Here is a 22,933-nt window from a genome sequence, read left to right as displayed (position 1 = left end):
AGAGAGATCACCATGCTCGAAAGTTGTCAGAATGCTCAGGAACGTTGGGGTGGAGTGCATCTGCTGATCGATCGCTGGTTGCAGGAGCGTCACGAACTGGTTCGAGCCTACGATGCTCTCGGTGCCAAGCCAGAGGCTTTGGGCGAAAACCGAAAGCCGTTGCAGGAATTCTGCGGCGTGCTGGTCGACTACGTGTCTGCCGGGCACTTCGAAATCTACGAACAGCTGACCGGCGAAGCCAAGGCTTTTGGCGATACTCGCGGGCTGGAGCTGGCCGAGACGATTTACCCGCGCATCGACGTCATCACCGAGAAGCTGCTGGCGTTCAACGACCTGTGTGATGCAGGCAAGTGCGTGGCAGAGAAATTCAAGGAGCTGGGCGGGCTGTTGCACGAACGCTTCGAACTGGAAGATTGCCTGATCGAAGTGCTGCACACTGCTCACAAGGAAGAGGACTCGGTTCAGGCCTGAACCTCTCCTGCAAGACTAAAAAACGGTGCGCTATGCGCGCCGTTTTTCGTTCTCGGTTTTCAGCTTGTGGCACCGCGCAATTCGACTTCGAACACCAGCGGCGTAAACGGAGCGATCAGGTCGCCGGCACCGTCCGCGCCATAGGCTTGCGACGACGGAATCACCAGGCGCCATTTCGCACCGACCGGCATGTTTTGCAATGCGCTGCGCCAGCCGCTGATTACGCTATCCAGACTGAACCACTGCGGCTTGCTGTTCTGATCGAACACGGTCCCGTCGGGAAGGCGTCCGACATATAAAACTTCGACCTTGCCATCAGGGCCTGCCTTGGCCCCCGTGCCCGGTGCCAACTCGGTCAGCAAAATGCCATCCGCCAATTCACGAACACCCGGTTTGGCTTTTTCCTCGGTGAGAAAGCGCTGCTCTTTTTCCAGCGCGACTTCACTTTGTGGCAGGGCGGGTTGCTCGGCGACCTGGGCTTCGTGCTCGGCCAGAATCTGTTCGATCTGCTCGTCTTTCAATGCCAGTGGCTTGCCTTGATAGGCTTGTTGCAGACCGTCGAGCAATGCCTGGAGTTGCAGATCCGGCACCTCTTGGCGCAAGCGTTCACCCAGGCTCGCACCCAGGCTGTAAGCAAGATCGTGAGCCTCGTTCGGGGTGGTTTTTTCGGCGGCCTGGGCCACGGAAAAACACACACACAACGATAAAAAAAAGTAGCGCGACATGGGCACACTCCGATCTGAGATGCGGTGGATTATGCCAGTGTGAGTGCGCTCAAAGGTGAACTGGTTTTGCACCCGCGCAGAAGAATTTCAATCTGTTGCAACGCAGCGCTTTCGATACTGTCAACATGCCCTAGCGGCGGTGTCATCAGAGGTCTAGTATGAGCCGCACCCACGTCAGCCAGGAGGTAAACCATGTCGGCCACCAAGAAGCCTGTAAATACCCCGTTGCACTTACTCCAACAACTCTCGGGCAGCCTGCTCGAACATTTGGAAAACGCTTGTTCCCAAGCCTTGGCTGATGCTGAAAAACTGCTCGCCAAACTGGAAAAGCAGCGCGGAAAAGCGCAGGAGAAATTGCACAAATCCCGTACCAAGTTGCAGGACGCCGCAACTGCCGGTAAAGCCAAGGCACAAACCAAAGCGAAGGGTGCGGTGAAAGAACTTGAGGACTTGCTCGATGCCCTCAAGGATCGTCAATCCGAAACGCGCAGCTACATTCTGCAACTCAAGCGCGATGCTCAAGAAAGCCTGAAACTGGCCCAGGGTATCGGTCGTGTACAAGAGGCTGTCGGCAAGGCGTTGTCCCTGCGTTCGGCCAAGCCTGCTGCGGCACCTGCCAAGAAAGCTGCTGCCAAACCGGCGGCTGCAAAAGCACCGGCCAAGCCTGCTGCCAAACCTGTCGCCAAAGCGCCGGTGAAAGCCGCAGCAAAACCTGCGGCGAAAAAACCGGTTGCTGCCAGCGCTGCAAAACCAGCGGCTAAATCGACGGCTGCCAAAACTGCCGCCAAGCCAGCTGCTGCCAAAACGGCCGCTGCTAAACCTGCTGCAAGAACCGCTGCTGCGAAACCGGCTGTGGCGAAAACCGCAGCGGCAAAACCAGCTGCAAAATCGGCTGCTGCGAAGCCTGCTGCAAAACCTGCCGCTGCAAGAACTGCTACCGCCAAGCCAGCCGCAAAACCTGCCGCGGCTAAAACCGTTGCCGCAAAACCGGCTGCAAAAGCTGCGGCCAAACCCGCTGCTAAACCCGCTGCCAAAGCTGCCGCCGCGAAACCCGCTGCCGCCGCCAAGCCAGCTGCTGCAGCGAAACCAGCAGCCAAACCAGCTGCAGCAAAACCTGCTGCCGCGAAGCCAGCTGCAAAACCTGCCGCCAAACCGGCCGTGAAAAAGCCTGCCGCTGCTGCCAAGCCAGCTACTGCGCCAGTTACCAAACCAGCGACTCCAGCTGCATCGGCTTCGCCAGCGGCAGCAGCCACTCCCTCGACCCCATCGACTGCGCCAACGCCAGCCGCACCGTCGAGCACCAGCATCACCCCAGCCAGCGCTTCTTAAGTGCCGGTTGCCGCGACGCGCAGCTGATGCAGCGCGTCGCGGTTCAGGTGGGCGGCGCCTGCCGCCACACCTTCCAGCCAGGCCGTTGAATCGGTCACCTCATACTGCGGCCAACTCTGCGCCACACGTTCCAGTCGCAACAGCAGATGCCGTTCGGCTTCCATCTCCAGTGCTTTCACTTGTTCGCGCAGATCATCCAGTCCGGCATCCTCGCTGGCGGCGGCTTTCCATTGCATTCGCAAGGCGCGCAACGGTTGCACGACATCTGCGTCCCAAGGTCCGGCTATATCGCGAAGCAACTGCAAGCGTTGTTCGTTACAGGTGACGCCCCGTTCTCCCAGCCACAACGCGCATAGCAGCAAGCACACGTTCACACCCGCCGACTGCAACGTCAGGCACGCGTCTTCAATGCCGGGACGCGCGTAGGTGGTAAGGGAAAAGCTCCACAGGTCAGAGGACATAGTGCTACTCGCGCCAGTTGCGAGCGAAGCTGGTAGACTCCGCCGCCATTATGATTCGACTTCAGAACCTGACTTTACAGCGTGGCCCTCAACGTCTGCTAGAAGACGCTGAGCTGACCCTGCACGCCGGCCACAAAGCCGGCCTCATCGGTGCCAACGGCGCCGGCAAATCGAGCCTGTTCGCCTTGATTCGGGGCGAGCTGCACCCGGACTCGGGTGACTGCTTCCTGCCGGCCGACTGGCGCATCGCCCACATGCGTCAGGAAATCGAGACCCTCGAACGCCTGGCGGTCGACTACGTGCTCGATGGTGACCTGCGCCTGCGTGAGGTGCAACGCGACCTCGCCGCTGCCGAAGCATCGCATGACGGCGCCGCTCAGGCCCGTCTGCACGCGGAACTCGACAGTGCCGACGGTTACACCGCCGACGCCCGGGCTCGCAAGCTGCTGGCCGGTCTTGGGTTCACTAACGAGCAAATGGATCGTCCGGTAGGAGATTTCTCTGGTGGCTGGAGGATGCGTCTGAACCTGGCGCAGGCTTTGATGTGCCCCTCGGACCTGTTGCTGCTCGACGAACCGACCAACCACTTGGACCTCGACGCCATCATCTGGCTCGAAGAATGGCTGAAAAGCTATCCCGGCACCTTATTGCTGATTTCCCACGACCGGGATTTCCTCGATGCCGTGGTCGATCACGTCGCCCACGTCGATCAGCGCAAGATCACCTTGTACCGTGGTGGTTATAGCGCTTTCGAACGTGCCCGAGCCGAACGCCTGGCCCAGCAACAGCAGGCCTACGAGAAGCAGCAGGCGCAACGTGCGCACATGGAAAGCTACATCGCCCGCTTCAAGGCCCAGGCCACCAAGGCCCGTCAGGCCCAGAGCCGGATCAAGGCACTGGAGCGAATGGAAGAGCTGTCCGCCGCCCACGTCGATTCGCCGTTCGACTTCGTCTTCCGTGAATCGCAGAAAATCTCCAGCCCGTTGATCGATCTGTCGGACGCTCGCCTGGGTTATGGCGACAAAGCCGTGCTGGAGAAGGTCAAGCTGCAACTGACCCCCGGTGCGCGGATCGGTTTGCTTGGCCCGAACGGTGCCGGTAAGTCGACCCTGATCAAGAACCTCGCCGGTGAACTCTCGCCGTTGGCCGGGCGCCTGACCCGTGGTGAGAACACCGTCGTCGGCTACTTCGCCCAGCATCAGCTCGATTCCCTCGATTCCAAGGCCAGCCCGTTGCTGCACTTGCAGCGTCTGGCACCGACCGAACGCGAGCAGACCCTGCGCGACTTCCTCGGCGGTTTCGACTTCCGTGGCGCGCGTATCGACGAGCCGGTGCTGAATTTCTCCGGTGGCGAAAAGGCCCGTCTGGCCCTGGCATTGATTGCCTGGGATCGGCCGAACCTGTTGCTGCTCGACGAACCGACCAACCACCTGGACCTCGAAATGCGCCTGGCGCTGACCATGGCCCTGCAGGAATTCAGTGGCGCGGTGCTGGTGGTCTCTCACGATCGTCATCTGCTCAAAAGCACCACCGATAATTTCTATCTGGTGGCCGACGGCAAGGTCGAGGAGTTCGACGGCGATCTGGAAGACTACGCCCGCTGGCTGGTCGACTACCGTCAGCGCAATGCGCCGGTCAGCAACACCCCGGTCAACCCGGACAAGACCGACAAGAAGGCCCAGCGCCAGGCCGCTGCTGCGTTGCGTCAGCAACTGGCACCGCACAAGCGTGAGGCTGACAAGCTCGAAACCGAGTTGGGCAAGCTGCACGAGAAACTGGCGAAGATCGATACCAGCCTCGGCGACAGTGATATTTACGAACCGGCGCGCAAGAACGATTTGCGCGATCTGCTGGCTGAACAGGCCAAGTTGAAGGTGCGTGAAGCCGAACTCGAAGAAGCCTGGATGGAAGCCCTGGAACTGCTCGAAAGTATGCAGGCGGAGCTGGAGGCGCTGTCTTGATGGAAGCCTTCAAGCTGCCGCTGCCGGCGGGGTGGGGCGAGCCGATCTGGTTCGCTGCGCAAATCCTGCTGATTCTGTTGGCGGGTTACTTTGCCCAGCGCTTCGTTGCTAAATGCCTGACGCGCCTGGGCGAGCGCTACCCGTTTCCACCGCAACTGCTGATGCCGCTGCGCGGAGGTTTGCGCTGGCTGATCATGGGCAGTGCGCTGATTTTCGTACTCGAACGCCTCGGAGTCTCGGCCACCGTGCTCTGGACCGCGTTGTCCGGGTTTGTTGCGGTCGCGGCAGTGGCGTTCTTCGCCATGTGGAGCGTGCTGTCCAACCTGCTGTGCGCGATCCTGATCTTCACCGTCGGCCCGTTCCGCATCGGTGACGTCGTCGAGTTGGTGGACACCACCGACAAGCCCGGCGTCAAAGGCCGGGTGGTGGCGATCAATCTGCTTTACACCACGCTGATTGAAGCGGAAGAGCTCGGTACCGGTAGCGCCATGGTGCAAGTGCCCAACAGCCTGTTCTTCCAGCGTTCGGTTCGGCGCTGGCGCGGGAGTGATGTGTTTCCGTTGAGCGGGATCGAAAAGTAAACCTTCTGTTGCCGGACACACCGCTATCGCGAGCAGGCTCCTCCCACAGGGGAACGTATTTCAACTGTGGGCGTGAGCCGGCTCGCGATGGGGCAAAAAGTCATAAAACGTTGGTCGGCAGTCGCTCTATCCTTCAAAAAATCGGTAGTCATCAGCCCAAAGCCGCATTAGCTTAGACGTCTGTCACAAGTCTGAGTCGAGGTGTGCAATGGAGCTTCAAACATGGCTGGCGTTTTTTGCCGCCTGTTGGGTGATCAGTCTGTCTCCCGGTGCCGGCGCCATTGCGTCGATGTCCAGCGGTCTGCAATACGGTTTCTGGCGCGGTTACTGGAACGCCCTGGGCCTGCAATTGGGCCTGGCGGTACAGATCGCGATTGTCGGCGCCGGTGTGGGCGCGATTCTCACGGCATCAGCCACCGCTTTCTATGCGATCAAATGGTTCGGTGTGGCCTACCTCGTTTATCTCGCGGTCAAGCAATGGCGCGCGCTGCCCAGCGACATGAGTGACGACGCGGCCGTGCGTCAGATCGGCAAGCCGCTGGCCCTGGTGTTCCGCGGTTTCCTGGTCAATATCAGCAACCCCAAGGCCCTCGTGTTCATGCTGGCGGTGTTGCCGCAGTTCATTGATCCTCACGCACCGCTGCTCGCTCAGTACCTGATCATTGGTGTGACCATGGTCTGCGTCGACCTGATCGTCATGGCCGGGTACACCGGGTTGGCGTCGAAGGTGCTGCGCCTGTTGCGCACGCCCAAGCAGCAAAAACGCATGAACCGGACCTTTGCCGGGCTGTTCATCGGTGCGGCGGCGTTCATGGCGACATTGCGCAAAGCTGCGGTTTAAAGCACCAAGGAACACAAAAGGCGACCTCCGAGGTCGCCTTTTTCATGTCCGGAGCCCGTGCAGAAACGCCGGTACTTGCTAACAAAGCTTGAGTGAAAGTCATTGGAAGTGAACAATGTGTTACTTCGTATTTCCAATTGAGATTCATTCATGACTGCCCCGTCCCGTTTCCTGGCCTGGCTGGTGTTGCCGCTGTTTGCCTTGTGCAGTTTCAATCTGCTGGCGGACACCGTGGAAGGCGCGCCGCAAGCTCTGCATTTGCTCGATTACATCGGCGCGGATTACCCGCAGACGGTGCAAGCGGGCAAGGTCATCGACGAGTCCGAATACCGCGAGCAGCTGGAATTCATCAAGGTGCTGCAAGGCTTGATCGCGGCGATGCCGGCCAAGCCGGAAAAAGCCGGGCTGGAGCAGAACGTCAGCACGCTACGCAGCGCCATTACTGCCCGTCAGGACGGTGCGGACGTGGCCCGTCAGGCTCGGCAACTCGGCGCGAAACTGGCCGTGGCCTATGAAGTCAGTCAGGCGCCGATCATTACCCCGGATCCGACCCGTGGTGCACCGCTTTACGCCCAGCATTGCTCGGTCTGCCACGGCGATACGGGGGCCGGCGACGGCCCGGCCGGTGTCGGTCTGACGCCGCCGCCGGCCAATCTGCGTGACACGGCGCGCCTGGATCACCTGAGTCTGTACGCGATCTACACAACAGTGGGCCTGGGCGTCGAAGGCACGGACATGCCGGCCTTCGCCGATCAACTGGACGATCGCCAGCGTTGGGACCTGGCGACCTACATCGCCGGTTTCAGCGCCGATCCGGCCGCCGCCACATCCGAAAAGACCTACAACATCGCCGACCTCGCTCGTCAGACGCCAGCCGAAGTGCAGGCCGCCGATGGCCCGCAAGCCGCCGCGACGTTCCGTGCGCAGCGGGCGCAACCGCCGCAGGTCAAGCGTGGCCCGGCGCAGTTGCTCGACTACACCGCCGCCACCCTGGACAAGAGCCTCGCGGCCTACCGTGCCGGTGATCATGATCAAGCCTATGACTTGTCGGTAGCGGCGTATCTGGAAGGCTTCGAACTGGTCGAGAGCTCGCTGGACAACGTCGACGCCAACGTGCGCAAGGACACCGAAAAGTCCCTGATGGCGTACCGTCAATCGTTGCAGGACGGTTTGCCGGTGGCCCAGGCCCAGCAGCGTCTGGACGCGGCCAAGGCCAAGTTGAAGGAGTCCGCCGGGCTGCTGGGCAGCGACGGCTTGAGCTGGTCACTGAGCTACATCTCCGGTTTGCTGATTTTGCTGCGTGAAGGCCTCGAAGCGATTCTGGTGCTGGCGGCGATCCTGGCGTTCCTGCGCAATACCGGCCAGCAATCGGCGGTTCGCAGCGTCAACGTCGGTTGGGGCCTGGCGTTGTTGGCGGGTCTGGCGACCTGGGCACTGGCGGCCTATGTGATTGATGTCAGCGGTTCGCAGCGTGAATTGCTGGAAGGTGCGACGGCGTTGTTTGCCGCCGTCATGGTGCTCTGGCTGGGCGTGTGGATGCACGACCGTCGTCACGCGGCAGCCTGGCAGGATTACATCAAGAGCAGCCTGGTGGGCGGCGGCGGACGCTTCGGCTTTGCGACGCTGGCGTTTTTCTCGGTGTATCGCGAGCTGTTTGAAGTGATTCTGTTCTACGAAACCCTGTGGCTGCAGGCGGGGCCTGCGGGGCATAACGCAGTGTTGGCCGGTGGTGCAACGGCGCTGGTGTTGCTGGTCGGGCTGGCGTGGGTGATCCTGCGTGGCTCGCAGAAACTGCCGCTGTCGTTGTTCTTCAGCATCAACGCCGGTCTGCTGTGCGCGCTGTCGGTGGTGTTCGCAGGGCATGGCGTGAAGGCGTTGCAGGAAGCCGGAATCTTCGGCACCCGGCCGGTGCCATTCTTTGACTTCGACTGGCTGGGGATCCACGCGGATGCGTATTCGCTGAGTGCCCAGTGCGTGGCGATCGTTGCAATTGTGGTGCTGTATGGCCGTAGCTGGATGGCGGAGAAGCGGCGGGTGCAGGTTTCTTAAGAGCATTCGCTGCGCTCATATTCGGGGGCAAGCCTCGCTCCTACAGGTTGTACGCGGCCCCAAATAACGCGCGAATCCTGTAGGAGCGAGGCTTGCCCGCGAAGCTTTTAACGGAGGGAAACACAATGCGCGTATGGATCGATGCCGACGCCTGCCCACGGGCGGCGAAGGATCTGGTGGTGAAGTTCGCTCTCAAGCGCCAGTTCGAAGTGGTGCTGGTGGCGGGGCAGCCACAGATCAAACCTGGCCTGGCTCTGGTGAAGCTGATCGTGGTGCCCAGCGGCCCGGATGCCGCCGATGACTATCTGGTGGAACACGCGGTGCCAGGAGAGCTGGTGATTTGCAGCGATGTGCCGCTGGCCGATCGGCTGGTGAAAAACGGCGTTTCAGCGCTGGACCCACGGGGCAAGGAATTCGATGCGCAGAACATGGGCGATCGGTTGGCAGTGCGTAACCTGTTCACCGATCTGCGTGAACAAGGCCAGATGAGTGGCGGGCCGGCGCCGTTTGGTGAGCGCGAGAAGCAGGCGTTCGCCAATGCGCTTGACCGGATACTCACTCGGCTGACCCGTAAAGCCTGAGCCTTACTCAAATCAAAGGTGGGCGCGAGCAGGCTCACTCCCACAATTTGACCGCGTTAAACGTCGTTTTCGTGGGTCAGTTCGAGGACACGGTCGACCAGTTTGTTGATCCCCGAGGCGGCTTCGCTGATGCTCTGGGCCAGCATATAAGCCGGGGTGCAGACCAGTTTGCGCGCCTTGTCTTCGACGATGTCGCTCACTGCGCAATCCTGGTGAGTGGCGCCCATCTTGTTCATGGCGGCAGCGGTATCGGCGTCGCTGCCAATGGTGCAAGTCACGCCCGGCCCATAGATTTTCGCCGCCAGCGCCGGCGAAATGCACATCAACCCAACCGGTTTGCCCGCTTCGGCAAACGCTTCGGTCAGCGCCAGGACGTCCGGTTGGACGGTGCAACCGGCGCCTTCGATGGCGAAGTTCGACAGGTTCTTGGCCGCGCCAAACCCACCCGGCACGATCAGCGCGTCGAAGTCTTCGACGCTGGCCTCACGAATGTCCTTGATGTTGCCCCGGGCGATCCGCGCCGATTCCACCAGCACGTTGCGTGACTCGGGCATTTCGTCGCCGGTCAGGTGATTGATCACATGCAATTGCGAGATATTGGGGGCAAAGCACTGCACCTCGGCGCCACGCTGGTCCAGGCGCAGCAAGGTAATCACGCTTTCGTGGATCTCGGCGCCGTCGTACACGCCACAGCCGGAAAGGATCACTGCAATTTTTTTGCTCATGGGTTTTTCTCCAGATTCATGGCGTTAAATGTCCACTAATTTGTCACTCGTTGCCATAGGGTTAATTCGCGGCTACACCTAGCATCTGTCCTCAAGATTCCGATCAGGGCGCGTCAATGGACTTCATTCTGTATGCGGTGCCGTTTTTCTTTGTGCTGATTGCCGTCGAGCTGCTGGCGGACCGCTGGCGCGGGTTGAGCAATTATCGGCTGGCGGACGCGATCAACAGCATCAGCACCGGGGTGTTGTCGACCACTACCGGCCTGTTGACCAAAGGCGTCGGCCTGGTGACCTATGCGTTTGCCCTCAAGCACCTGGCGCTGTTCGAACTGTCGGCCGACAGCGTCTGGGTCTGGGTGTTTGCCTTCGTCCTCTATGACTTCTGCTACTACTGGCTGCACCGTATGGGCCATGAGCGCAACATCCTCTGGGCCGCGCACTCGGTGCATCACCAGAGTGAGGACTACAACCTCTCCACGGCCCTGCGCCAGACCAGTACCGGCTTTCTGCTGAGCTGGATTTTCTACCTGCCGATGGCGGTGCTCGGCGTGCCGTTGCTGGTGTTCATCAGCGTTGCCGCGCTCAACTTGCTCTATCAGTTCTGGGTGCATACCAAACACATTCCCAAGCTCGGCTGGTTCGAGTGGTTCTTTGTCACGCCGTCCAATCATCGGGCTCACCATGCACAGAACGCTCTCTACATGGATCGCAACTACGGCGGGGTGTTCATTATTTGGGACCGTCTATTTGGCTCGTTCCAGGAAGAGGACGACAACGAGCCGGTGATTTTCGGCGTGACCACGCCGTTGGCAAGCTGGAATCCGTTGTGGGCGAACGTGCAGTTTTACGCACAGCTTTGGGATGACGCGCGACGGGCTGAAAGCACGTGGGACAAGCTGCGGATCTGGTTCATGCGCACCGGCTGGCGGCCGGCGGATGTGGCGGCCAAGTACCCGATGAACAAACCGGACCTGAGTCAGTTCCGCAAATTCGATGTGCCGCTGGACGGGCGTCAGCAGGTGTATGTGGCGTTGCAGTTCTGCGTTTACATCGCGCTGGGCAGCTATTTGATGAACCTTGAGCCACGTTTGCCGACTGCCGCGCTGGTGTTGGGCTGGGGCGCAGTGGCGTTCGGCTTGTTTACGTTGGGCATGGCCCTGGAGAATCGCCCGCAGGCGTTGAAACTGGAGCTGTTGCGCCTGGCATCGAATGTGCCGCTGGTGTGGCTGGCGCCGGTAGTTGGGCTGTGGCCGGCCAGCGCGGTGGGCTGGATCGGCCTGTTCAGCTACAGCCTGCTCAGCGGCATCGGTCTCTACTGTTGCAGGGACCGCTTCACTCGGTTGGCGTCTTAGTCTCGGCGGCCTTGGCCAGCTCGGCTTGCTCGTCGGCGTAGATCTTCTTCGCCAGACGGGCATTCTTGAAACGCCGGCGCAGCCACAAGCCCAGGCCCAGTACCAGCAGGGCACCAAGCACCCACAGCTCGTACTTCTTGACGCTGCCCAGCATGCCCTCAAGCACCGCGCCGAAGTGATACGCCGCTGCGGCCAGTGCGGTCGCCCAGATCGCAGCACCAATCCCGTTGAGCAGCAGATAACGCCCCGGCGGATATCCCGACAGGCCGATCGCCACCGGCATGACCGTGCGCAATCCATAGACGAAGCGGAAACTCAGCACCCAGATGTCCGGGTGTTTGCGGATATGTTCCAGCGCCCGGTCACCCATCAGTTGCCAGCGTGGTTTGCGCGCCAGCAATTTGCGACCGTGTTTTCGCCCGAGGAAATACCACAGCTGATCGCCGGCATAACTGCCACAGAACGCCACGATCGTGACGATCTTGATGTCCATGTATCCGCGGAACGCGAGGAAGCCTGCGAGCACCAGAATGGTTTCGCCTTCGAAGAACGTGCCGAGAAAGAGGGCGAAGTAGCCGAATTCCTGAAGAAATTGTTGGAGCATTGTCTGGATGCTGGCGAAATGAACGCGCAGCCTAACCCTTCGTGCACATTCATGAAAGTGTCCAAATGTGTCTCGACGTGAACATTTCCTACAAGGACAATGGAATGCGACTACCTGCCGCAGGGGTGCACATAACTGTAATACCACGGTCATAATGGCCGCTTATAACTGTCACGCTCGCACGCCAGCGGGCTCAGGAGTCTGCCGTGAGCTTTACCCCCGCCAACCGTTTGTTTCCTGCAACCCGCCTGCGTCGCAATCGCCGTGATGATTTTTCGCGTCGACTGGTCCGTGAAAACGTTCTGACCGTCGACGATCTGATCCTGCCGGTGTTCGTGCTGGACGGTGAAAACCGTCGCGAAGCAGTCGCGTCGATGCCGGGGGTTGAGCGTCTGACCATCGATCTGTTGCTCGAAGAGGCGGCCAAGTGGGTCGAACTGGGGATTCCGGCAGTGGCGTTGTTCCCGGTCACGCCCCCGGAGCTCAAGTCCCTGGACGCCGCCGAAGCCTGGAACCCTAACGGCATCGCCCAACGCGCCACCCGCGCCTTGCGTGCGCAGTTCCCGGAACTGGGTGTGATCACTGACGTCGCTCTGGACCCGTTCACCACCCACGGCCAGGACGGCATTCTCGACGAAGAGGGCTACGTGCAGAACGACATTACCGTCGATGCCCTGGTCAAGCAGGCGCTATCCCACGCCGAGGCCGGCGCACAGGTAGTGGCCCCGTCGGACATGATGGACGGTCGCATCCAGGCCATCCGCGAAGCGCTGGAGCTGGCCGATCACGTCAACGTGCGGATCATGGCTTACTCTGCCAAGTACGCGAGCGCCTATTACGGCCCGTTCCGCGATGCGGTAGGTTCGGCGCTGAACCTGGGCAAGGCCAACAAGGCCTCCTATCAGATGGACCCGGCCAACAGCAACGAAGCCCTGCACGAAGTGGCGGCGGACTTGTCAGAAGGCGCGGACATGGTCATGGTCAAGCCAGGCATGCCGTATCTGGACATCCTTTACCGGGTCAAAGAAGAATTTAAAGTGCCGACCTTTGTTTATCAGGTCAGCGGTGAATACGCCATGCACATGGCGGCCATCCAGAATGGCTGGTTGAGCGAAGGGGTTATCCTCGAATCCCTGACCGCTTTCAAACGTGCAGGAGCTGATGGCATCCTGACTTACTTTGCCGTGCGCGCCGCTCAATTGTTACGAGAGCAGAAATAGCCCTCCCAGGAACATTCCATGAATACCGAAGGACTCACTGAAGTTGCCGTAAAAGAAGCTCAACCCGTGGTCGAGCAAATCGCCGAGACGCCGCCGGAGCTGGAACCCGCTCCACCCGCGGCGGTGACCGAAACCGCAACAGCGGCGCCAGCGATTGCGATTCCCGGTCTGGATGACAGCAGCCTGTATATCCATCGCGAGCTCTCGCAACTGCAGTTCAACATCCGCGTGCTGGAACAGGCGCTGGATGAGTCCTACCCGTTGCTGGAGCGGCTGAAGTTCCTGCTGATCTTCTCCAGCAACCTGGACGAGTTCTTCGAGATTCGCGTGGCTGGCCTGAAGAAGCAGATCACCTTCGCCCGTGAGCAGGCCGGTGCCGATGGTCTGCAACCGCATCAGGCCCTGGCCCGCATCAGCGAGCTGGTACACGGTCACGTCGACCGTCAGTACGCGATCCTCAATGACATTTTGTTGCCGGAACTGGAAAAACATCAGGTCCGCTTCATCCGTCGGCGTCACTGGACCACCAAGATCAAGACCTGGGTGCGCCGCTATTTCCGCGACGAGATCGCGCCGATCATCACCCCGATCGGCCTCGACCCGACGCACCCGTTCCCGTTGCTGGTGAACAAAAGCCTGAACTTCATCGTCGAGCTCGAAGGCATCGACGCCTTCGGTCGCGATTCCGGTCTGGCGATCATCCCCGCGCCACGATTGCTGCCGCGCGTGATCAAGTTGCCGGAAGAAGTGGGCGGCTCGGGCGACAACTATGTGTTCCTGTCGTCGATGATCCACGCGCACGCCGATGACCTGTTCCAGGGCATGAAGGTCAAGGGCTGCTACCAGTTCCGCCTGACCCGAAACGCTGACCTCGCGGTCGATACCGAAGACGTGGAAGACCTGGCCCGCGCCCTGCGCGGCGAGCTGTTCTCCCGTCGCTACGGTGACGCGGTGCGCCTGGAAGTGGCCGACACGTGCCCGAAACACCTGTCCGACTACTTGCTCAAGCAATTCAACCTGCACGAGACCGAGCTGTATCAGGTCAACGGTCCGGTCAACCTGACCCGCCTGTTCAGCATCACCGGCCTGGACAGTCAGCGAGCGCTGCAATACACGCCGTTCACCCCGCAGATCCCGAAACTGCTGCAGAACAGCGAGAACATCTTCAGCGTGATCAGCAAGCAGGACATCCTGCTGCTGCACCCGTTCGAGTCCTTTACTCCCGTGGTCGACCTGCTGCGCCAGGCCGCGAAGGACCCGCATGTATTGGCGGTCCGCCAGACTCTGTACCGCTCCGGCGCCAACTCGGAAATCGTCGATGCGCTGGTGGATGCCGCGCGTAACGGCAAGGAAGTCACCGCGGTGATCGAGTTGCGTGCGCGCTTCGACGAAGAGTCCAACCTGCAACTGGCCAGCCGTCTGCAAGCGGCCGGTGCGGTGGTGATTTACGGCGTGGTGGGCTTCAAGACCCACGCCAAGATGATGCTGATTCTGCGTCGCGAAGCCGGCGAGATCGTGCGTTACGCCCACTTGGGTACCGGCAACTACCATGCGGCCAACGCCCGTCTGTACACCGACTACAGCTTGCTGACCTCGGACGACGCCTTGTGCGAAGACGTCGGCAAACTGTTCAGCCAGCTCATCGGCATGGGGAAAACCCTGCGCATGAAGAAGCTGCTGCACGCGCCATTCACGTTGAAGAAGGGCATGCTCGACATGATTGCCCGGGAAACCCAGTTCGCCCTCGATGGCAAACCGGCGCACATCATCGCCAAATTCAACTCGCTGACCGATCCGAAGATCATCCGCGCGCTGTACAAGGCCAGTCAGTCCGGGGTGCGTATCGATCTGGTGGTGCGCGGCATGTGCTGCCTGCGTCCGGGTATCGCCGGGGTGTCGCACAACATCCATGTGCGCTCGATCATCGGGCGTTTCCTGGAACACACCCGGGTGTTCTACTTCCTCAATGGCGGTGAAGAGCAGATGTTCCTGTCCAGCGCCGACTGGATGGAGCGCAACCTCGACAAGCGCGTAGAGACTTGCTTCCCGGTCGAGGGCAAGAAGCTGATCATGAGGGTCAAGAAAGAGCTGGAGCTTTATCTGACCGACAACACCCACAGCTGGAGCCTGCAGGCGGACGGTCGCTACATCCGCAACACGCCGACCGGCAACCAGAACCCGCGCAGCGCGCAGGCGACCTTGCTGGAGCGGCTGGGCAGCCCGATTCTCGCCGTTCGCTGACGCAGATTCGGTTGGGCAAAAAAAGGGCGATCCACATGGATCGCCCTTTTTGGTTTCAGCTTCCTACCTGTGGCGAGGGAGCTTGCTCCCGCTGGATTGCGTAGCAGTCCCCTTCTTTTCAGGGATAGACGGGGGCGCTTCGCACCCCAGCGGGAGCAAGCTCCCTCGCCACAGGGAATGTGTTCGCTGCGGTTTTTAGCGCACGTTCAGCGTGAAGCTGACCCGCGTCAGCCATTCAGCCTCAAGGGCGAAGTCGGCCTGGGTCAGTTGGTTTTCGTCCAGCCAGTTTTCAGGGAACAACACATCGAGGCTGTCGCGTTTGGCGTGCAAGACGACCTGCGGCATTTCCTGGGTGCCACGGATGTGATGGAACAGGATCGCAAAGCGCAGCAGCACGCACAGACGAATCAGCTTGATCCCGTCCTCGCCGAAATCGGCAAACCGGTCCCGGGGAATGTTGCGTCGGTGACCGCGCACCAACAACGCGAGCATCAGTTGGTCTTCACGGGAGAACCCGGCCAGGTCCGAGTGCTCGATCAGGTAGGCGCCGTGCTTGTGGTATTGATAGTGAGCGATGTCCAGGCCCACTTCATGGACCTTGGCCGCCCAGCCGAGCAGTTCGCGCCAGACGCCGTCATCCAGTTCCCAATCCTTGGCCACCTGATCGAAGGCATGCAGGGCTTTGCGCTCGACCCGCGCCGCTTGTTCCAGATCGACGTGATAACGCTCCATCAGCGAGCTGAGCGTGCGCTCACGCACGTCTTCATGATGATGACGGCCCAGCAGGTCATAGAGCACGCCTTCGCGCAGGGCGCCTTCACAGTGGTCCATGCGTTGCAGTTCTAGGGCGTCGAAGATCGCTTCGAGAATCGCCAGGCCGGCGGGGAAAATCGCGCGGCGGTCAGGCTTGATGCCTTCGAAGTCGATTTTCTCGACATCGCCCAGCTTCATCAGTTTGCGCTTGAGCCAGGCCAGGCCTTCGGCGTTGACCTCGCCCGTGCCATGACCGCCCGCCTTCAGCGCCAGGCCAATGGCGCGGATGGTGCCCGAGGAGCCGATGGCTTCATCCCAGGTCAGGCGATGCAGCGCGTGCTCGATGCTCATGATCTCCAGCCGCGCTGCGGTGTACGCCTGGGCGTAGCGGGCCGGGGTGATCTTGCCATCCTTGAAATAACGCTGGGTATAACTGACGCAGCCCATCTGCAGGCTTTCGCGCAGCAGCGGTTCGAAGCGCTGGCCGATAATGAATTCGGTACTGCCGCCGCCAATGTCGGCCACCAGGCGTTTGCCCGGGGTGTCGGCGAGGGTGTGGGACACGCCGAGGTAGATCAGGCGGGCCTCTTCACGGCCGGAGATGACTTCCACCGAGTGGCCGAGGATTTCTTCGGCGCGGCGGATGAATTCACCGCGGTTGCGGGCTTCACGCAGGGCGTTGGTGCCGACGATCCGCACGGCACCGGGCGGCATACCGTTGATCAGTTGGGCAAAACGCTTCAGGCAATCGAGCCCGCGCTGCATGGATTCTTCGTTGAGCTGACGCTCTTCGTCGATGCCGGCGGCCAGCTGAACTTTCTCCCCGAGGCGCTCGAGAATACGGATTTCGCCGTTCTGGGCCTTGGCCACGACCATGTGAAAGCTGTTGGAGCCCAGGTCGATTGCGGCGATCAGGGACAGATTCTTGGCTTGGGATTGCGGCATGGTCATGGGGTCTCGGTCGATAACCTCGACATCCTGCCACGATCAAACGCTGCCGCCAACGCGCAGCGTTCAAAGCCTTGATCCAGAGCACGGACGGCATGAGTTCCTGTGGCGAGGGAGCTTGCTCCCGCTCGACTGCGCAGCAGTCGCAAAACCTGCACATGCGATCCAGTGAAAACGAGGTGATAATTTTTAGGGCCGCTGCGCAGCCCAGCGGGAGCAAGCTCCCTCGCCACAAAAGGGTTAGCCTGCTGCTTCAACTGTGCCGATGAAGTTCGCCAGCTCCGCCGTCTGCGGGTTCGCAAACAGAATCTTCGGATCCCCCACCTCATGCACCTTGCCCTGATGCATGAACACCAACTTATCCCCCACCTCCCGGGCAAAGCGCATTTCATGGGTGACCATGATCAGTGTCATGCCTTCCTTGGCCAGTTGCCGGACCACGCTCAGCACTTCATTGACCAATTCCGGGTCCAGCGCTGACGTGATTTCGTCGCACAGCAAGACTTTGGGAGACATTGCCAACGCCCGGGCAATCGCTACGCGCTGCTGCTGCCCGCCCGACAGCCGGTCCGGGAAGGCATCAAACTTCTCGCCCAGCCCGACCCGCTCCAGCATCTCCCGCGCCAGCTCGACCGCTTTGGCCTTCGGCACTTTTTGCACCACTTGCGGCGCGAGCATCACGTTCTCGCCCACGGTCAGGTGCGGGAACAGGTTGAACTGCTGGAACACCATCCCGACTTTCTGCCGCAAGGTGCGCAAATCGGCGCGAGCGGCATCGAGGTATTCGCCGTCGACCTCAATTACGCCGTCGTTGATCGACTCCAGGCCGTTGAGGGTGCGCAGCAAGGTGGATTTGCCCGAGCCGCTGCGGCCGATGATCGCCACCACCTGGCCTTCCTCGACGCTCAGGTCGATGCCCTTGAGCACATGGTGGTCGCCGTAATATTTATGCAGGGCGGAAATTCTAAGCAGAGGCATGCAGTCTCCTTTCCAGGTAGCGCGCACTGAGGGACAAGGGGTAGCAAAGCAGGAAGTAGCCGAGGGCGACGAGGCCGTAGACCATGAAGGGTTCGAATGTCGCGTTGGCGAGCATGCCGCCGGTCTTGGTCAGTTCGGTGAAACCGATGATCGAGGTCACGGCGGTGCCTTTGACCACTTGCACCGAGAAGCCCACGGTGGGTGCCACGGCGATCCGCAGCGCTTGCGGCAGAATCACGTAGCGCAGTTGCTCCAGCGGGTTGAGCGCCAGGCTTGACGAGGCTTCCCACTGACCATTGGGAATCGAATCGACGCAGCCGCGCCAGATCTCCGCCAGATAGGCGCTGGTAAACAGCGTCAGGGCGAGCGCCGCCGCCATCCACGGCGAAATCTCCACACCGGCCAGCGCCACGCCGAAAAACACCAGAAACAGCTGCATCAACAGCGGCGTACCCTGGAACAGCTCGATGTAAGTGCGGGCAATGTTACGCGGCAGAGGCTTTTTCGAGATGCGCATGACCATGATCAGCAAGCCGATCAGCCCGCCGCCGATAAACGCCACCAGCGATAACGCCAGGGTCCACTGCAGGCCGGTGAGCAGGTTGCGCACGACGTCCCAGAAGGTGAAATCGCTCATTGGCTGCTCCTTGATATGTAGCGACGGCCGATCCAGTTCAGCAGTTGGCGGATCAGCAGCGCCATGCACAGGTACAGCAGCGTGGTCAGGGCATAGGTTTCAAAGGCGCGGAAGTTGCGCGACTGAATGAAGTTGGCGGCAAAGCTCAATTCTTCGGTGGCGATTTGCGAACAGACCGCCGAGCCGAGCATGACGATGATGATCTGGCTGCTCAGGGCCGGCCAGACCTTGCCCAGCGCTGGCAGCAGCACCACGTGGCGGAACGCTTCGAATCGACTCATCGCCAAGGCCGCAGCGGCTTCCAGCTGTCCTCGGGGGATCGCCTGGATACCGGCGCGAATGATTTCGGTCGAATAGGCACCGAGGTTGATCACCATCGCCAGCACCGCCGCCTGCCATTCGGAAATCTGTACTCCCAGCGACGGCAAGCCGAAGAAAATGAAAAACAGCTGCACCAGAAACGGCGTATTGCGGATCAACTCGACGTAGACCCCGAAGATCCCCGAGAACGGGCGAATGTTCCACGCCCGCACCAGCGCCCCGACGATGCCAAACCCCACACCCAGCACCGCGCCGATGGCCGTCAGTTCAAGGGTGAACAAGGCGCCGCGCAGTAGCAGATCGGTGTTTTGCACCACCGGCAGAAAGTCGAACTGATAGGCCATATCAAATCTCCCGAGCGACGATCAGAGGTCGGCCGGCAATGGCTCTTTCAGCCAGGTCTGGGAGTTTTTCTCCAGTGCGCCGTCGGTTTTGGCGGTGGCGAGGATCTGATTGACCTTGCCCAACAGCGCCGGCTCGTTCTTGTTCACGCCGACATAGACCGGCGAGTCCTTGAGCTTCACTTTCAACGCTGGAATGCGTTTAGGGTTCTTCTCGCTGATCGCGACCATCACCACGTTGCCGCTGGCGATGAGGTCGACTTGCCCGGCGATGTAGGCGGCAATGGTCGAGTTGTTGTCTTCGAAGCGTTTGATGGTCACACCTTCGGGAGCGACTTTGGTCAGTTCGATGTCTTCGATGGCGCCCCGGGTGACGCTGACGGTTTTACCCTTGAGGTCGTCCAGGTCTTTGATGTCGGCATCTGGCGGACCGAACACGGCGAGATAGAACGGCGCATAGGCGCTGGAGAAGTCGATGACTTTCTCGCGCTCGGGGTTCTTGCCCAGGCTGGAGATCACCAGGTCGACCTTGCCGGTGGTCAGGAATGGAATGCGGTTGGTGCTGTTGACCGGGGTCAGTTCAAGTTTGACCTTGAGTTGCTCGGCCAGCAGTTTGGCGGTGTCGATGTCGAGGCCTCGGGGTTTCATGTCCGGGCCGACCGAGCCGAACGGCGGAAAGTCCTGAGGCACGGCGACCTTGAGGACGCCGCGTTTGACTACATCCTCCAGGCCGTCGGCGTGAGCGGGTGCCTGGCTCAACATCAGGCTGGCAAACAGGGCAGTGAGAAGGGCGCTGTAACGCAGGGTCATGGCGAATCTCCGAATCGACGAGGAATGAATTCTGCGGATCGACAGAGCACGGGCCATGCCAAGAAGCGGATTTGGGGGCCGCAGGCCACGGTTTTACTGGATTCTTTCGGTCTTACTGGTCTGAACAGTGGATAGGCGTTTCGCACCCTCATGGCGCATCCGTGAAACGTGCCGAACCCCCATGGGGCACGACTTGCCGAGGGCTGCGAATAGCTTTACAACTAGCCGCTCATTGTCCTGGTTCGTCTGAAAAAACCATGAATTCGATTTCCAGAGCCGTACCTGAAGTGGCGCTGCAAGCCATCCGTAAACTGATCACCGAACAGGGTTTCGCGCCGGGCGATGCCTTGCCTTCGCAGCGAGATCTGGCGGTGCAATTGGGGGTGAGTCGGGCGTCCCTGCGTGAGGCGCTGTCGTCGTTGAGTGCGTTGGGCGTGATCAGCATCCAGCCGGGCAAGGGCGTATTCGTGCAGTCGCCGGTGGATTTGCCGCGCGGCGATGCGGCACTGAGCTGGCCCTTCGCAGCGCAGGCGTCGCCGTTGGATATTTTCCAGTTGCGTTATGCCCTGGAAGGTTTTGCCGCCGGTTTGGCTGCGGTGACCCTGAGCACTCACGAGCTCGATACGCTGGAAGACAACGTGGCCGCCATGCGCAACGAATTGAAGGCAGGCGACTTCGAGGCGGCGGCACGACTGGATTTCGATTTTCACCGACGCATCCTGCTGGCCAGCGGTAATCAGGCGATGCTGAGCATCCTCACGGCCAGCGCCGACATCTTTCTGGAGAGCCAGAAGCTACCGTTCATCCGGGCCGAACGCGCCATGGAAACCTGGCAGGAACACCGCAAAATCCTCCGTGCGCTAGCCCGGCGTTCGTCCGGCGCGGCGCAGAAAGCCATGCAGGAACATGTACGCAATGCAGCCCTGCGTACCGGAATTGCCTTCGTCGCTCCCGCCACCCCGTGACTTGAGCTATACCCAAAGTCATGCGCCACCATAGCGAGACTCAATCAACTGCACCTTCCTGAACGAGGGAAGGGCGGCTATGATGGGCCACGTTTTTTTGCTTACAACCTGGAGACTTCCATGAGCAGCGATCTTATCAAACACGTCACCGACGCTAGCTTCGACGTCGACGTCCTCAAGGCCGAAGGCGCTGTACTGGTCGACTACTGGGCTGAATGGTGCGGCCCTTGCAAAATGATCGCTCCTGTCCTGGACGAAATTGCTGAAACCTACAAAGGCAAACTGACCGTTGCCAAGCTGAACATCGACGAGAACCAGGAAACCCCGGCCAAGCATGGCGTGCGTGGTATCCCGACTCTGATGCTGTTCAAGAACGGCAACGTTGAAGCGACCAAGGTCGGCGCACTGTCGAAGTCGCAACTGGCGGCCTTCCTCGACGCCAACATTTAAGCGTTGTTATAAAGCGTCAGGAAAAGGCCCCGCATATTGCGGGGCCTTTTCGTTATTGAGGGCTAGACGCTCCGAAACTCAGGTGGTACATTCGGCCCCGCACTGGTTTCTCCATTGCCCCCTGCTAGCCGTCGCCGACGCACTCCTTTTCGAATAAGTACGCGATCCTGTCGCCTTCTCTGCGGCGCGGCCTCATTAAGCCAAAAGCTTAATTTCCCCCCCTCCATAAATGATTACGTCATTCCTATATGAATCTGACTGAACTCAAGCAAAAGCCGATTACCGAACTGCTCGAATTGGCCGAACAGATGGGCATAGAAAATATGGCCCGTTCGCGCAAGCAGGACGTGATTTTCTCCCTGCTCAAAAAGCACGCGAAAAGCGGCGAGGAAATCTCCGGTGATGGCGTGCTGGAGATTCTCCAGGACGGCTTCGGCTTCCTGCGCTCCGCTGACGCTTCCTATCTCGCCGGCCCAGACGATATCTACGTCTCGCCGAGCCAGATCCGTCGCTTCAACTTGCGCACCGGTGACACCATCGTTGGCAAGATCCGCCCTCCGAAGGAAGGCGAGCGTTATTTCGCGCTGCTCAAGGTCGACACGATCAACTACGATCGTCCCGAGAACGCGAAAAACAAGATTCTCTTCGAGAACCTGACCCCGCTGTTCCCGACCGTGCGCATGAAGATGGAAGCCGGCAACGGTTCCACCGAAGACTTGACCGGTCGTGTCATCGACCTGTGCGCCCCGATCGGCAAAGGCCAGCGCGGTCTGATCGTTGCACCGCCGAAAGCCGGTAAAACGATCATGCTGCAGAACATCGCCGCCAACATCGCCCGTAACAACCCTGAAGTTCACCTGATCGTATTGCTGATCGATGAACGTCCGGAAGAAGTGACCGAAATGCAGCGCACCGTGCGCGGCGAAGTGGTTGCCTCGACGTTCGATGAGCCGCCAACCCGCCACGTGCAGGTTGCAGAAATGGTGATCGAGAAGGCCAAGCGCCTGGTCGAACACAAGAAAGACGTGGTGATCCTGCTCGATTCCATCACCCGTCTGGCTCGTGCCTACAACACCGTGATCCCGAGCTCCGGCAAAGTACTCACCGGTGGTGTCGATGCCCACGCACTGGAGAAACCGAAACGTTTCTTCGGCGCCGCGCGGAACATCGAGGAAGGCGGTTCGCTGACCATCATCGCCACCGCGCTGGTTGAAACCGGCTCGAAGATGGACGAAGTGATCTACGAAGAATTCAAAGGCACCGGCAACATGGAACTGCCTCTGGACCGTCGTATCGCTGAAAAACGCGTCTTCCCGGCCATCAATATCAACCGTTCCGGCACCCGCCGCGAAGAGTTGCTGACGGCCGACGACGAGTTGCAGCGCATGTGGATTCTGCGCAAGCTGCTGCACCCGATGGACGAAATTGCGGCCATCGAGTTCCTGGTCGACAAGCTGAAAACGACCAAGACCAACGACGAGTTCTTCTTGTCGATGAAGCGTAAGTAAGGCGGTTTTTACATCCGCTTAAAATGGCGTCCTTCGGGGCGCCATTTTTTTTGCCAGAAAAATGGGAGGTTTGTGATTAAC

22 protein-coding genes are annotated in these 22,933 nt (G+C 60.2%); 13 read left to right on the top strand and 9 right to left on the bottom strand.

The window, feature by feature from the left end:
• Nucleotides 1-12 precede the first annotated feature (12 nt).
• Nucleotides 13-471, top strand: a complete 459-nt coding sequence (locus FBY01_RS05135; protein ID WP_007899333.1) for an Rsd/AlgQ family anti-sigma factor — start codon at nt 13-15, stop codon at nt 469-471.
• Between the two features lie 59 nt (nt 472-530).
• Here FBY01_RS05135 and FBY01_RS05130 read toward each other — a convergent pair whose 3' ends face one another.
• The gene (locus FBY01_RS05130; RefSeq protein WP_010465064.1) at nt 531-1,196 is read right to left on the bottom strand and encodes an FKBP-type peptidyl-prolyl cis-trans isomerase; all 666 of its coding nucleotides are present in this window, start codon (nt 1,194-1,196) and stop codon (nt 531-533) included.
• A 192-nt stretch (nt 1,197-1,388) separates the two neighbouring features.
• On the opposite strand from FBY01_RS05130, the gene FBY01_RS31670 reads away from it, so the two are divergent.
• A complete protein-coding gene (locus tag FBY01_RS31670; protein ID WP_145306605.1) occupies nt 1,389-2,525 on the top strand; it encodes an AlgP family protein in 1,137 nt (378 codons plus the stop codon).
• Here the strand turns inward: FBY01_RS31670 and FBY01_RS05120 are convergent.
• Entirely contained in the window at nt 2,522-2,986 is a 465-nt protein-coding gene (locus tag FBY01_RS05120; protein ID WP_010465061.1) for a TIGR02444 family protein, read from the bottom strand. The two genes, FBY01_RS31670 and FBY01_RS05120, sit on opposite strands and share 4 nt — an antisense overlap.
• 50 nt (nt 2,987-3,036) lie before the next feature.
• On the opposite strand from FBY01_RS05120, the gene FBY01_RS05115 reads away from it, so the two are divergent.
• The 5 genes from FBY01_RS05115 (at nt 3,037) to FBY01_RS05095 (ending at nt 8,999) form a co-directional block, all read left to right on the top strand.
• Nucleotides 3,037-4,947 (top strand): ATP-binding cassette domain-containing protein, encoded by a 1,911-nt coding sequence (locus FBY01_RS05115; protein ID WP_077747154.1) that lies wholly within the window; start codon nt 3,037-3,039, stop codon nt 4,945-4,947.
• On the top strand, nt 4,947-5,528 hold the full coding sequence (locus tag FBY01_RS05110; protein WP_077747155.1) for a mechanosensitive ion channel family protein: 582 nt from the start codon (nt 4,947-4,949) through the stop codon (nt 5,526-5,528). Before FBY01_RS05115 ends, FBY01_RS05110 begins: the two co-directional genes overlap by 1 nt.
• Before the next feature lie 208 nt (nt 5,529-5,736).
• Nucleotides 5,737-6,369: a homoserine/homoserine lactone efflux protein gene (gene rhtB, locus FBY01_RS05105; protein WP_010465055.1), complete on the top strand. Its 633-nt coding sequence runs from the start codon at nt 5,737-5,739 to the stop codon at nt 6,367-6,369.
• A gap of 150 nt (nt 6,370-6,519) precedes the next feature.
• On the top strand, nt 6,520-8,418 hold the full coding sequence (locus tag FBY01_RS05100) for an FTR1 family protein (protein WP_145306607.1): 1,899 nt from the start codon (nt 6,520-6,522) through the stop codon (nt 8,416-8,418).
• A gap of 125 nt (nt 8,419-8,543) precedes the next feature.
• Entirely contained in the window at nt 8,544-8,999 is a 456-nt protein-coding gene (locus FBY01_RS05095; RefSeq protein ID WP_010465051.1) for a YaiI/YqxD family protein, read from the top strand.
• A 56-nt stretch (nt 9,000-9,055) separates the two neighbouring features.
• On the opposite strand, the gene elbB is transcribed toward FBY01_RS05095, so the two are convergent.
• Nucleotides 9,056-9,724 carry an isoprenoid biosynthesis glyoxalase ElbB gene (gene elbB, locus FBY01_RS05090; protein WP_010465049.1) on the bottom strand — a complete coding sequence of 223 codons (669 nt, stop codon included), beginning with the start codon at nt 9,722-9,724 and terminating at the stop codon, nt 9,056-9,058.
• A gap of 116 nt (nt 9,725-9,840) precedes the next feature.
• Here elbB and FBY01_RS05085 point away from each other — a divergent pair, with 116 nt between their 5' ends.
• Complete coding sequence (locus tag FBY01_RS05085; RefSeq protein WP_145306609.1) at nt 9,841-11,076, top strand: sterol desaturase family protein; 1,236 nt, start codon at nt 9,841-9,843, stop codon at nt 11,074-11,076.
• Here FBY01_RS05085 and FBY01_RS05080 read toward each other — a convergent pair.
• Complete coding sequence (locus FBY01_RS05080; protein WP_077747159.1) at nt 11,057-11,680, bottom strand: DedA family protein; 624 nt, start codon at nt 11,678-11,680, stop codon at nt 11,057-11,059. The two genes, FBY01_RS05085 and FBY01_RS05080, sit on opposite strands and share 20 nt — an antisense overlap.
• A 206-nt stretch (nt 11,681-11,886) precedes the next feature.
• On the opposite strand from FBY01_RS05080, the gene hemB reads away from it, so the two are divergent.
• Nucleotides 11,887-12,900 (top strand): porphobilinogen synthase, encoded by a 1,014-nt coding sequence (gene hemB / locus FBY01_RS05075; protein ID WP_010465043.1) that lies wholly within the window; start codon nt 11,887-11,889, stop codon nt 12,898-12,900.
• A gap of 18 nt (nt 12,901-12,918) precedes the next feature.
• Complete coding sequence (ppk1, locus tag FBY01_RS05070; RefSeq protein ID WP_010465040.1) at nt 12,919-15,141, top strand: polyphosphate kinase 1; 2,223 nt, start codon at nt 12,919-12,921, stop codon at nt 15,139-15,141.
• 195 nt (nt 15,142-15,336) lie between these two features.
• On the opposite strand, the gene ppx is transcribed toward ppk1, so the two are convergent.
• The 5 genes from ppx to FBY01_RS05045 form a co-directional block, all read right to left on the bottom strand.
• Nucleotides 15,337-16,839 (bottom strand): exopolyphosphatase, encoded by a 1,503-nt coding sequence (ppx, locus tag FBY01_RS05065; RefSeq protein WP_010465038.1) that lies wholly within the window; start codon nt 16,837-16,839, stop codon nt 15,337-15,339.
• A 243-nt stretch (nt 16,840-17,082) separates the two neighbouring features.
• Complete coding sequence (locus FBY01_RS05060) at nt 17,083-17,820, bottom strand: amino acid ABC transporter ATP-binding protein (RefSeq protein WP_010465037.1); 738 nt, start codon at nt 17,818-17,820, stop codon at nt 17,083-17,085.
• Complete coding sequence (locus FBY01_RS05055) at nt 17,807-18,457, bottom strand: amino acid ABC transporter permease (protein ID WP_010465035.1); 651 nt, start codon at nt 18,455-18,457, stop codon at nt 17,807-17,809. Before FBY01_RS05055 ends, FBY01_RS05060 begins: the two co-directional genes overlap by 14 nt.
• Nucleotides 18,454-19,122 (bottom strand): amino acid ABC transporter permease, encoded by a 669-nt coding sequence (locus FBY01_RS05050; RefSeq protein ID WP_145306611.1) that lies wholly within the window; start codon nt 19,120-19,122, stop codon nt 18,454-18,456. The genes FBY01_RS05055 and FBY01_RS05050 overlap by 4 nt, the downstream gene beginning before the upstream one ends.
• A 21-nt stretch (nt 19,123-19,143) precedes the next feature.
• Nucleotides 19,144-19,929, bottom strand: a complete 786-nt coding sequence (locus FBY01_RS05045) for a transporter substrate-binding domain-containing protein (RefSeq protein WP_145306613.1) — start codon at nt 19,927-19,929, stop codon at nt 19,144-19,146.
• 257 nt (nt 19,930-20,186) lie between these two features.
• On the opposite strand from FBY01_RS05045, the gene FBY01_RS05040 reads away from it, so the two are divergent.
• The 3 genes from FBY01_RS05040 (at nt 20,187) to rho (ending at nt 22,852) form a co-directional block, all read left to right on the top strand.
• Nucleotides 20,187-20,894, top strand: coding sequence for a FadR/GntR family transcriptional regulator (locus FBY01_RS05040; protein WP_010465028.1), 708 nt, complete (start codon nt 20,187-20,189; stop codon nt 20,892-20,894).
• Nucleotides 20,895-21,014: 120 nt separating this feature from the next.
• Nucleotides 21,015-21,344 (top strand): thioredoxin TrxA, encoded by a 330-nt coding sequence (gene trxA / locus FBY01_RS05035; RefSeq protein ID WP_008150340.1) that lies wholly within the window; start codon nt 21,015-21,017, stop codon nt 21,342-21,344.
• Nucleotides 21,345-21,592: 248 nt separating this feature from the next.
• A complete protein-coding gene (rho, locus tag FBY01_RS05030) occupies nt 21,593-22,852 on the top strand; it encodes a transcription termination factor Rho (protein ID WP_007942421.1) in 1,260 nt (419 codons plus the stop codon).
• Nucleotides 22,853-22,933 lie beyond the last annotated feature (81 nt).

This window comes from Pseudomonas sp. SJZ077, from assembly GCF_007993905.1.
GTDB classification, from domain to species: domain Bacteria; phylum Pseudomonadota; class Gammaproteobacteria; order Pseudomonadales; family Pseudomonadaceae; genus Aquipseudomonas; species Aquipseudomonas mandelii.
The sequence above is the reverse complement of the archived record's forward strand: the minus strand, read 5'-3'. Positions and strand labels throughout refer to the sequence as shown.

Coding starts and splice junctions, on each gene's coding strand:
- ppk1 (WP_010465040.1), top strand. CDS start 12,919: ATGAATACCGAAGGACTCACTGAAGTTGCCGTAAAAGAAGCTCAACCC.
- FBY01_RS05115 (WP_077747154.1), top strand. CDS start 3,037: ATGATTCGACTTCAGAACCTGACTTTACAGCGTGGCCCTCAACGTCTG.
- FBY01_RS05095 (WP_010465051.1), top strand. CDS start 8,544: ATGCGCGTATGGATCGATGCCGACGCCTGCCCACGGGCGGCGAAGGAT.
- FBY01_RS05110 (WP_077747155.1), top strand. CDS start 4,947: ATGGAAGCCTTCAAGCTGCCGCTGCCGGCGGGGTGGGGCGAGCCGATC.
- FBY01_RS05060 (WP_010465037.1), bottom strand. CDS start 17,820: ATGCCTCTGCTTAGAATTTCCGCCCTGCATAAATATTACGGCGACCAC.
- FBY01_RS05040 (WP_010465028.1), top strand. CDS start 20,187: ATGAATTCGATTTCCAGAGCCGTACCTGAAGTGGCGCTGCAAGCCATC.
- elbB (WP_010465049.1), bottom strand. CDS start 9,724: ATGAGCAAAAAAATTGCAGTGATCCTTTCCGGCTGTGGCGTGTACGAC.
- rho (WP_007942421.1), top strand. CDS start 21,593: ATGAATCTGACTGAACTCAAGCAAAAGCCGATTACCGAACTGCTCGAA.
- FBY01_RS05100 (WP_145306607.1), top strand. CDS start 6,520: ATGACTGCCCCGTCCCGTTTCCTGGCCTGGCTGGTGTTGCCGCTGTTT.
- rhtB (WP_010465055.1), top strand. CDS start 5,737: ATGGAGCTTCAAACATGGCTGGCGTTTTTTGCCGCCTGTTGGGTGATC.
- FBY01_RS05045 (WP_145306613.1), bottom strand. CDS start 19,929: ATGACCCTGCGTTACAGCGCCCTTCTCACTGCCCTGTTTGCCAGCCTG.
- ppx (WP_010465038.1), bottom strand. CDS start 16,839: ATGCCGCAATCCCAAGCCAAGAATCTGTCCCTGATCGCCGCAATCGAC.
- FBY01_RS05120 (WP_010465061.1), bottom strand. CDS start 2,986: ATGTCCTCTGACCTGTGGAGCTTTTCCCTTACCACCTACGCGCGTCCC.
- FBY01_RS31670 (WP_145306605.1), top strand. CDS start 1,389: ATGTCGGCCACCAAGAAGCCTGTAAATACCCCGTTGCACTTACTCCAA.
- FBY01_RS05050 (WP_145306611.1), bottom strand. CDS start 19,122: ATGGCCTATCAGTTCGACTTTCTGCCGGTGGTGCAAAACACCGATCTG.
- trxA (WP_008150340.1), top strand. CDS start 21,015: ATGAGCAGCGATCTTATCAAACACGTCACCGACGCTAGCTTCGACGTC.
- FBY01_RS05080 (WP_077747159.1), bottom strand. CDS start 11,680: ATGCTCCAACAATTTCTTCAGGAATTCGGCTACTTCGCCCTCTTTCTC.
- FBY01_RS05130 (WP_010465064.1), bottom strand. CDS start 1,196: ATGTCGCGCTACTTTTTTTTATCGTTGTGTGTGTGTTTTTCCGTGGCC.
- FBY01_RS05085 (WP_145306609.1), top strand. CDS start 9,841: ATGGACTTCATTCTGTATGCGGTGCCGTTTTTCTTTGTGCTGATTGCC.
- FBY01_RS05055 (WP_010465035.1), bottom strand. CDS start 18,457: ATGAGCGATTTCACCTTCTGGGACGTCGTGCGCAACCTGCTCACCGGC.
- FBY01_RS05135 (WP_007899333.1), top strand. CDS start 13: ATGCTCGAAAGTTGTCAGAATGCTCAGGAACGTTGGGGTGGAGTGCAT.